Consider the following 8,712-nt stretch of genomic DNA (forward strand, 5'->3'; position numbering starts at 1 on the left):
GGTTATATTTGAAATAGAAAACTTTAGCTCATGAAAAAACAACTACTTTTCTCTTTTTTTACTTTTTTTCTTCTAAACTTTATAGGACATTCTCAAGCTACTTTTTTTGAAGGATTTGAAAATACAACCGGTCCGAGTGCTTCACCATCAACCGAATGGGCTTTACAAAGCGGAAATTGGCATGTTTTTCAAAATACTTTTGGACCTACAGAAAGATGGAAGATCAATAGTACTGTTGCTACTCCACCAATGACATTTGCAGGTTCTAATGCCGCCATAAGTAGTGTAGAGGAAATAGGATTGGGTAATACTTCAGAAGATTATTTAACTATGCCACTAGTAACTGTTCCTACAAATGGTCAATTACGTTTTTTCTCGCGGACATTTACAAGTGGAAATCAGGGAACAATTTATCAAATAAAGATTGCACCAGCCACAGTACCTCCAACTAATATAGCGGCATATACAACTCTAGCTGAATATACTGAAAATGAATTAGTGACTACAATTGATGGCGTTCAAAATCCTTTTAATATATATACAGAAAAAGTAGTTGACATTCCTACCACTTTTGGACCACAAGTTTATATTTCTTTTGTTAGGAAATTTACCCAAACCACTCCAACAATAGGTGGTGATAGATGGTTATTGGACAATGTAAGAATTGCTCAAAAATGTTTAGATCCATTTGGTTTAACAGCACAAACAGTAACATTTAATCAAGTCAATTTATCTTGGAATAATCCTAGCGGTAGTTCCTCTTGGGAAATAGAGATTCTACCCATTTCAGATACTCCAACTGGCTCAGGTGTTGTTTACAGCGGAACTTTACCATATATTGCTTCAGGATTATCACCAAATACACAATACAAATACTATGTAAGATCACTTTGTAGCGATGGTATTACCAGCAATTGGGTTGGGCCAATGCAATTTAGCACATCATTTGCTCCACCAGTTTGCGGCGGAAACTACTTAGACTCTGGACAAGCAACGGCTAATTACAGTAATAATGAGGATTCAAATATAACTATTTGTCCAACTACTCCAGGCGAGGTTGTCTCTGTTACCTTTTCTTCATTTGATGTTGAAAGTAATAACGATGCTTTGTATGTTTTTAATGGAAATTCTTCAAGTTCTCCTCAAATACTTACTTCAAACTCTGGAGGAAATGTTCCCGGAGGTTTGGCTGGAGGATATTGGGGAACAACAGTTCCTGGACCATTTACGTCTTCAAGTCCTGATGGATGTTTAACTTTTAGATTTAGAAGTAACGCAACAATTACCAATTCTGGTTGGATTGCTAATGTAAATTGCATAACGATGGATTTCTGCATGCAACCAAGTCAAGTCACCGTCACTAATATAACGGATACTTCTGTAACATTAAATTGGGTAGAAAATAACGCATCAACTGCGTGGCACATTTTAGCGTTACCGCAAGGATCGCCTCAACCAACTGCCGCAACAACTGGATGGATTGCTGCAGCGACTTCTCCATTTGTACTAACTGGGTTAACACCCAATACCTGCTATGATTTTTACATTAGAAGTAGCTGTAATCCAAATGACAATTCAGTCTGGAGCGCGCCAGTCACTAATTGCAGCTATGATTGTGAAGATTATGGGACTTGTAGCGATTCTATTATGGTTGTAGCATTTATTGATAGTAATGCGAACGGAATAAAAGATGTTACTGAAAGTAATTTTAATTATGGTTATTGTACTTATTCTATCAATGATGGTAATCCAATTTATTCTTATTCTAACAATGGTGATTTCTACATTCCTTCAACAAATCCAGCAAATAGTTATGATTTAAGTTTTTTCATCCCTAGCTATTTAACGTCTTTTTACTCTACATCGGCAAGCTATCAAAACATCACAATTGTTGCTGCATCAGGAATAAATTATTACTATTTTCCGGTAACTCAAATCATGCCTTATATTGATGTCTCTACAAACTTAAATGCTGAAAGTCCACGACCAGGATTTACAAGATATTGTGAATTATATTATAAAAATAACGCTACAACAACTACCAATGGAACTATAACATTTGTAAAAAACAATCTAGAAACAATAAATAGTGTTAGTCAAACTGGTACGGTTACAACACCAAATGGATTTACTTACAATTATACCAATTTAGCTCCAAATGAAACTAGATATATTTCTATTATTTTACAAACTCCTACAATTCCAACCGTAAATTTGGGTGACTTACTAACCATTTCTTCTCATATCTCAAATATTTCTGGAGAATTTAATTTAGAAAATAATAATTCTGTCTTAACTCAAGCCGTTATTGGTTCGTACGATCCAAATGAAGTATATGAATCGCATGGTCCAGAAATTCCAATAAATAATTTTACTTCCAATGATTATTTAAATTACACTATAACCTTTGAAAATACTGGAACTGCAAACGCAGAATTTATCAGAATTGAAAACATGTTGCATAATAAATTAAATCCGAGTACAATAGAAATGATTGGCTCAAGTCATAATTACGATTTGAAACGAGAAAACAATAAATTGACTTGGTTTTTCTATGATATCGATTTACCTCCAACTTCACAAAACCCAATCCTTAGTCATGGATTCGTTAGTTATCGAATTAAACCAAATCCTGGTTTTGCAATAGGCGATATTATTCCAAATACAGCCAGTATATTCTTTGATTACAATCCACCAATTATCACAAACACTTTCAATACAGAATTTGTAGCACCTTTAAATAATTTGGATTTTAATTCAGATAATTTCTTGCTTTATCCAAATCCAGCAACCGATTTAGTTCAAATAAGCTCAAATATTAATTTTGGAAATATTGAAAGTATAGTAATTTTTGATGTTTTAGGAAAAGTTGTGAAAAAAGTTGATGCTGTAAATTCGAATCAAACTAATATCAATGTTTCTGAACTTTCGTCTGGAGTTTATATGGTTGAAGTGGCAACAGATAACAAGGTGAAACAAGTTAAGAAATTAGTTATAAAATAATAACTGAACTATAAGCAAAAAAAATCCCGATTATAAGTCGGGATTTCTTGTTTACAGTTTACTTTTTAGCGGTTCAACCACCAAATACTTGCGTTTAATACAGTAGCAAAACTTACCCATGCCAAATAAGGCAATAACAACAATGCTGCAATTTTATCAATTTTCTTAAATTGATTATGAGTTTCGAAAATCATCAACCACAACAAAATAATTTCGATTAAAGCCAAAAACGGATTGTGCAATCCAAAAAACAAGTACGACCATAAAGCATTCAATCCTAATTGAATAATAAAAAACATAAAAGCCTTTTTTACATTTTCTTGATCGGTTTCAAGTTTGTTCCAAATCATTCCACCAGCAACTCCCATCATAACATACAGGATTGTCCAAACCGGTGCAAAAACCCAATTTGGCGGATTAAATACTGGCTTATTTATTGTTGGATACCAAGTTGTTATACTCTCTTTTGTAACCAAACTAGATAAATAACCAATAACCAAACACGTTGTAACCACTAAAGCAATTCGAAGTATTTTTTGCATCTTGTTTATTTTTTATACAAATGTACTAAACAAAACCGAACTTACTTTTCTAAATTTAAGTATCTTTGTATAAAATTATACTTTATGATTTCCGAAAAGGATTTTATTTTTAATGAAACTACAGCATCTGTTGATAACGGAAGCTTTCAATGGAGTGCACCAAGTAATATTGCACTTGTAAAATATTGGGGTAAAAAAGACCATCAAATTCCGGCAAATCCATCCATAAGTTTTACATTAAACAGTTGTAAAACAATCACTAAATTATCATTTGAAAAGAAACAAGAAGTTTCAAATTTCTCATTCGATTTATTATTTGAAGGAAAGCCAAAAGAAGATTTCAAACCAAAAATTCAGAAATTCTTCGAACGAATTGCAGTTTATTGTCCGTATTTGACGAGTTTTCATTTTACAATTGATACACAAAATACGTTTCCTCACAGTTCTGGAATTGCATCATCAGCATCAGGAATGGCAGCTTTGGCAATGAACATTATGAGTTTGGAAAAACTTTTAAATCCAGAAATGTCCGAAGATTATTTCTATCAAAAAGCCTCTTTTTTAGCAAGACTTGGTTCTGGAAGTGCGTGTAGAAGCGTAAAAGGAAGCATTGTTGTTTGGGGAAATCATGCAGAAATCCCTGGAAGTACCGATTTATTCGGAGTACCATTTTCATCAGAAGTTCATTCGAATTTTAAAAATTATCAAGATACGATTTTGCTAGTTGATAAAGGCGAAAAACAAGTTTCGAGCACAGTTGGTCACGATTTAATGCACAATCATCCCTTTGCTGAACAACGATTTGCGCAAGCGCATCACAATTTATCGGCTATAAAAAGCGTTTTAGAGAATGGAAATTTAGAAGAATTTATCAAAATTGTAGAAAGTGAAGCTCTGACTTTACATGCGATGATGATGACATCGATGCCTTATTTTATCTTGATGAAACCTAATACATTGGAAATCATAAATAAAATTTGGAAATTTAGAAACGAAACTAAAATTCCAGTTTGTTTTACGCTCGATGCTGGTGCAAATGTTCACGTTTTGTATCCCGAAAACGTTAGAGTTGAAACTTTGCAATTTATTAAGGACGAATTAGTTGGCTATTGTCAAAATGGTCAGTATATTTGTGATGAAATTGGATTTGGAAGTCAAATTTTTATTTAACTTTGGTTATGGATATTCAGGCAGAAAAGATAACACTGGCGCAATTATTGCTTCAAACTGAAGATGAATCAATCATTAAAAAAGTGAAGGCAATTTTTAAAAAAGACCAAAAAGATTGGTGGGATGATTTGTCTCAAGACCAAAAAAATGAAATTGAAGAAGCTGATAAGGAAATTGACAGAGGAGAGTTTGTAACTTCCGAAGCTTTTTTTGATTTACTAAAAAAGTAATGAAAAAAATTGTCATTTCTAAAACAGCATTGAAAAACACCATTGCAATTGCAGATTATTTAGAAGCAAAGTTTTCTTTAAAAGTAAGAAATGAGTTCATTGAAAAACTAAAAAAAGGATTTGAAATAATTCAAACCAACCCAGAGTTTTTTCCAAAATCGGAAATAAATTCAAATCAATATCGATTTGTTTTAACTAAACAAACCACAATTTATTATAGAATTAACAATAAAGAAATTAGAATTTTAGCACTTTTTGACACTAGACAAAAGCCATCAAAAATTAGTAAAATCAAATAATTTCAAACATAAAATTATATGAAAGGACCATTATTTTACTCAAAAATACTTCTCTTTGGAGAATATGGAATCATCAAAGATTCCAAAGGTTTGTCAATTCCTTATAATTTTTACAATGGCGCATTGAAAGTAGATGAAAATCCATCTGCCGAAGCCGTAAAATCTAATTCAAGCTTACGCAAATTTGTTACTTACTTAGAAAATCTTCAAACTGAGCAACCCGAATTGGTTACGTTCAATTTAGAACTTCTAAAAGCCGATGTTGAACGCGGAATGTATTTTGATTCTAGCATTCCTCAAGGTTACGGCGTTGGAAGTAGTGGTGCATTAGTTGCTGCTATCTATGACAAATATGCCGATAATAAAATTACAGTTCTAGAAAACTTAACTAGAGAAAAATTATTAGAATTAAAGACTATTTTCTCCCAAATGGAATCGTTTTTCCACGGAAAAAGTTCTGGTCTTGATCCACTAAATAGTTACTTAAGCATTCCAATTTTAATAAACTCTAAAGACAATATTGAAGCAACTGGAATTCCAACACAAAGCACCAATGGCAAAGGCGCAGTATTTCTATTAGACTCAGGAATTGTTGGCGAAACCGCACCAATGGTTAACATTTTTATGGAAAATTTGAAAGATCAAGGTTTCCGTACCATGCTTAAGAATCAGTTTGTGAAATATACCGATGCTTGCGTAGAAAACTTTCTTGGTGGCGATATGAAATCGTTATTTTCTAACACCAAAAAACTTTCTAAAGTAGTTTTAAATAATTTCAAACCAATGATTCCCGAACAGTTCCACGGAATTTGGCAAAAAGGAATTGACACCAACGATTACTACCTAAAACTTTGTGGTTCTGGCGGTGGCGGATACATACTTGGTTTCACAGAAGATTTAGAAAAAGCAAAAGAATCATTAAAAGACTACAAGCTAGAAGTGGTTTATAATTTCTAAACCATGCTGAGCAGAAAAACCAAAATCACGCTACTGAAAATCATCAGTATGTTTTCTGTGGTTCGCGGTTACAACATTCCAATTATTGCGTTAGCGCAATACCTATCGGCAATTTTTATAATGGCGCCAGAGAAAAGAGCATTGTCAGTCCTACTCGATTTCAATCTGTTTATCATTGTAATTGCTTCAGGATTAACCATTGCTTCGGGTTACATAATAAACAATTTCTACGATAGTAAAAAAGATTTAATCAATCGCCCAAATAAGTCTCAACTGGACCGATTAGTCAGTCAAAAAACCAAACTCCAAGTCTATTTCACCGTCAATTTTGTCGTGGCACTTCTGGCTTTTTTAGTGTCATTTAGAGCCGTTTTATTCTTCTCGGTGTACATTTTTTTAATTTGGTTTTACTCGCACAAACTAAAAAAACACCCAATAATTGGCAACCTAACCGCTTCACTCCTAGCCGTTTTGCCGTTTTTTGCCATTTTATTGTACTACAAAAATCTATATCCACAAATTTTCGCACACGCCACATTCCTATTTCTGCTACTTCTAATTAGAGAAATTATAAAAGATTTAGAAAACCTTAAAGGCGATATTGCGAATGATTACCAAACAATTCCGGTAAAATTCGGCGAAGTATTTGCAAAAAAAACCATTTCGTTACTCACCGTAATTACCATACTTCCAGTCTATTTCTTAGTCGAAATCTACGACGTAGGTTACATGGATATTTACTTTTATGTAAGCTTAATAATTCTAATTTTCTTTCTAATTTATCTTTGGAAATCAGACAGTAAACCTGACTATTTAAGGCTTCACAACATCCTAAAATTCTTAGTAGTTTCAGGCGTATTTTGCATCGTTCTTATCGATCCAGAAGTACTAATTCACGGAAGAAATTTGCTTAAAATTTAGAGCGAATCAGTAGTAATTCTTGTAATCCATTTTCCTGCTTTCCGCACTACACGGTAGTTGCTACAATCAGTCCCGAAGCTTCGGGATAAATAGCAAATGTCTTTTGTAAAGTTCCCAATTTCAAAACACTATTCGTCTTTAAACCAACCCGAATACATTACATAATTATTAGAAATACGTTCAATTTCACCTGCAAAATCTGAAGCATTAATATCCTTCACTTTCTTTGCCGGAACACCAGCATAAATAGTTCCTGATTCCACAACGGTATTCTGAGTTAAAACCGCTCCAGCAGCGACAATCGAATTGCTCTCTACCACACAATTATCCATAACAATTGCGCCCATTCCTATTAAAACATTATCGTGCAAAGTACAGCCGTGAACAATAGCATTGTGACCAATAGAAACATTATTTCCAATATTGGTAGGATGTTTTAAATACGTCGCATGAATAACCGCGCCATCTTGAATATTCACTTTATTACCAATTTTAATATAATGCACATCACCACGAATAACAGCATTGAACCAAACACTACATTGCGAACCAAATTCTACATCGCCAACAATAGTTGCGTTTTCAGCAACATAACAATCTTCGGGAATTTTAGGTGACTTCCCATTTACTGATTTTATTATCATAATTATTTTTATAAAAAAGAATCCCAATATTACTATTGGGATTGTATTATTTCTTAATTCACCGCAGGACAATTACAATCATACTTCTCTTGCTTGCAGAATAAGTTTATTCCAAGTGTTACCTGATGAAAACCTCCAGTATCAAACTTCACATTTCCTAACAAGTGAGAATAGGTATACGATAACATAAAGTTATTAAAGTTAAACCCAACAATTGGTGTGATGTATTGCAGCTTTTGATCAGCTACAGAGTTTCCTTCTATGTATTGTGCGCCATCAAGACTTCTTCTGTAAGACAATCCGCCCCAAAGTGTTCCTGCCGCTAATGTCTTGTATGCTTTTACGTTTAAATCAATCAATGATTCTTTCGTTTGACTCACATACTGAAACATAAATGACGGTTCCCACATAATAGTTTCTTCATCTCCAAAAGTATATCCAGAGTTTAAGATTAAACGTTTTAAATCTACTGGTTCTCTATCGGTATATAATTTTCTATCGCTCGCTAATGCATTCTTTACTGTTGCATGAACATAAAAATCTAAATAATTATAAGATGCTCCAATATCAACATTAAAATAAGATGCTTTTTGCTCAATAGTACCATTAATAATCGGATCATACTCTGGGTTGGCAATATAAAAATCGGTTTCATCCAATAAACTTTGAGCAAATCCAGCACTAATACCAAATGATAATTGATTTAAATCTACTTTATCTCTTGAAAACATTAAGTGATGCGCATACGTCAATCGAACTCCTTTTTGCGAATGGTAACCGTTCCTGTCGTTTATCAAAATAATTCCAGCTCCAGATCGCTCGCCCAAGCTTCCATTAAAACTCAAAGTTTGCAATGCAGGTGCATCTTCTTGACCCAACCATTGTTGTCTTGCTGTTAATCTAACTTTGGCACAATTGGCCGCACCAGCCATCGATGGATGCAATA

9 protein-coding genes are annotated in these 8,712 nt (G+C 33.4%); 6 read left to right on the top strand and 3 right to left on the bottom strand.

The window, feature by feature from the left end:
* Positions 1–30: 30 nt before the first annotated feature.
* A complete protein-coding gene (locus tag DIU01_RS05215; protein WP_290832186.1) occupies positions 31–3,003 on the top strand; it encodes a T9SS type A sorting domain-containing protein in 2,973 nt (990 codons plus the stop codon).
* 65 nt (positions 3,004–3,068) lie between these two features.
* Here the strand turns inward: DIU01_RS05215 and DIU01_RS05220 are convergent, their stop codons facing one another.
* Entirely contained in the window at positions 3,069–3,545 is a 477-nt protein-coding gene (locus tag DIU01_RS05220; protein WP_290832187.1) for a TspO/MBR family protein, read from the bottom strand.
* Between the two features lie 84 nt (positions 3,546–3,629).
* On the opposite strand from DIU01_RS05220, the gene DIU01_RS05225 reads away from it, so the two are divergent.
* Genes DIU01_RS05225 through DIU01_RS05245 form a run of 5 tightly spaced genes read left to right on the top strand, consistent with a single transcriptional unit; the run spans position 3,630 to position 7,122 of the window.
* On the top strand, positions 3,630–4,715 hold the full coding sequence (locus DIU01_RS05225) for a diphosphomevalonate decarboxylase (protein ID WP_290832188.1): 1,086 nt from the start codon (positions 3,630–3,632) through the stop codon (positions 4,713–4,715).
* 8 nt (positions 4,716–4,723) lie between these two features.
* Complete coding sequence (locus DIU01_RS05230; RefSeq protein WP_290832193.1) at positions 4,724–4,945, top strand: hypothetical protein; 222 nt, start codon at positions 4,724–4,726, stop codon at positions 4,943–4,945.
* Complete coding sequence (locus DIU01_RS05235; RefSeq protein WP_290832189.1) at positions 4,945–5,244, top strand: type II toxin-antitoxin system RelE/ParE family toxin; 300 nt, start codon at positions 4,945–4,947, stop codon at positions 5,242–5,244. The genes DIU01_RS05230 and DIU01_RS05235 overlap by 1 nt, the downstream gene beginning before the upstream one ends.
* An 18-nt stretch (positions 5,245–5,262) precedes the next feature.
* Positions 5,263–6,201, top strand: a complete 939-nt coding sequence (locus DIU01_RS05240; RefSeq protein WP_290832190.1) for a mevalonate kinase — start codon at positions 5,263–5,265, stop codon at positions 6,199–6,201.
* 3 nt (positions 6,202–6,204) lie between these two features.
* Entirely contained in the window at positions 6,205–7,122 is a 918-nt protein-coding gene (locus tag DIU01_RS05245) for a geranylgeranylglycerol-phosphate geranylgeranyltransferase (protein WP_290832191.1), read from the top strand.
* A gap of 128 nt (positions 7,123–7,250) precedes the next feature.
* Here the strand turns inward: DIU01_RS05245 and DIU01_RS05250 are convergent, their stop codons facing one another.
* On the bottom strand, positions 7,251–7,766 hold the full coding sequence (locus DIU01_RS05250; RefSeq protein WP_035125446.1) for a gamma carbonic anhydrase family protein: 516 nt from the start codon (positions 7,764–7,766) through the stop codon (positions 7,251–7,253).
* A gap of 53 nt (positions 7,767–7,819) precedes the next feature.
* Positions 7,820–8,712 (bottom strand): type IX secretion system membrane protein PorP/SprF (locus tag DIU01_RS05255; protein ID WP_290832192.1); only part of this gene is annotated, 893 nt, incomplete at its 5' end.

The sequence above is a fragment of the Flavobacterium sp. genome, assembly GCF_003525665.1.
In the GTDB taxonomy this organism is placed as follows: Bacteria; Bacteroidota; Bacteroidia; order Flavobacteriales; family Flavobacteriaceae; genus Flavobacterium.

What these genes read in the sequence shown, in the direction of transcription:
- DIU01_RS05225 (WP_290832188.1), top strand. Translation starts at nt 3,630, where the DNA reads ATGATTTCCGAAAAGGATTTTATTTTTAATGAAACTACAGCATCTGTT.
- DIU01_RS05230 (WP_290832193.1), top strand. Translation starts at nt 4,724, where the DNA reads ATGGATATTCAGGCAGAAAAGATAACACTGGCGCAATTATTGCTTCAA.
- DIU01_RS05250 (WP_035125446.1), bottom strand. Translation starts at nt 7,766, where the DNA reads ATGATAATAAAATCAGTAAATGGGAAGTCACCTAAAATTCCCGAAGAT.
- DIU01_RS05235 (WP_290832189.1), top strand. Translation starts at nt 4,945, where the DNA reads ATGAAAAAAATTGTCATTTCTAAAACAGCATTGAAAAACACCATTGCA.
- DIU01_RS05220 (WP_290832187.1), bottom strand. Translation starts at nt 3,545, where the DNA reads ATGCAAAAAATACTTCGAATTGCTTTAGTGGTTACAACGTGTTTGGTT.
- DIU01_RS05245 (WP_290832191.1), top strand. Translation starts at nt 6,205, where the DNA reads ATGCTGAGCAGAAAAACCAAAATCACGCTACTGAAAATCATCAGTATG.
- DIU01_RS05240 (WP_290832190.1), top strand. Translation starts at nt 5,263, where the DNA reads ATGAAAGGACCATTATTTTACTCAAAAATACTTCTCTTTGGAGAATAT.
- DIU01_RS05215 (WP_290832186.1), top strand. Translation starts at nt 31, where the DNA reads ATGAAAAAACAACTACTTTTCTCTTTTTTTACTTTTTTTCTTCTAAAC.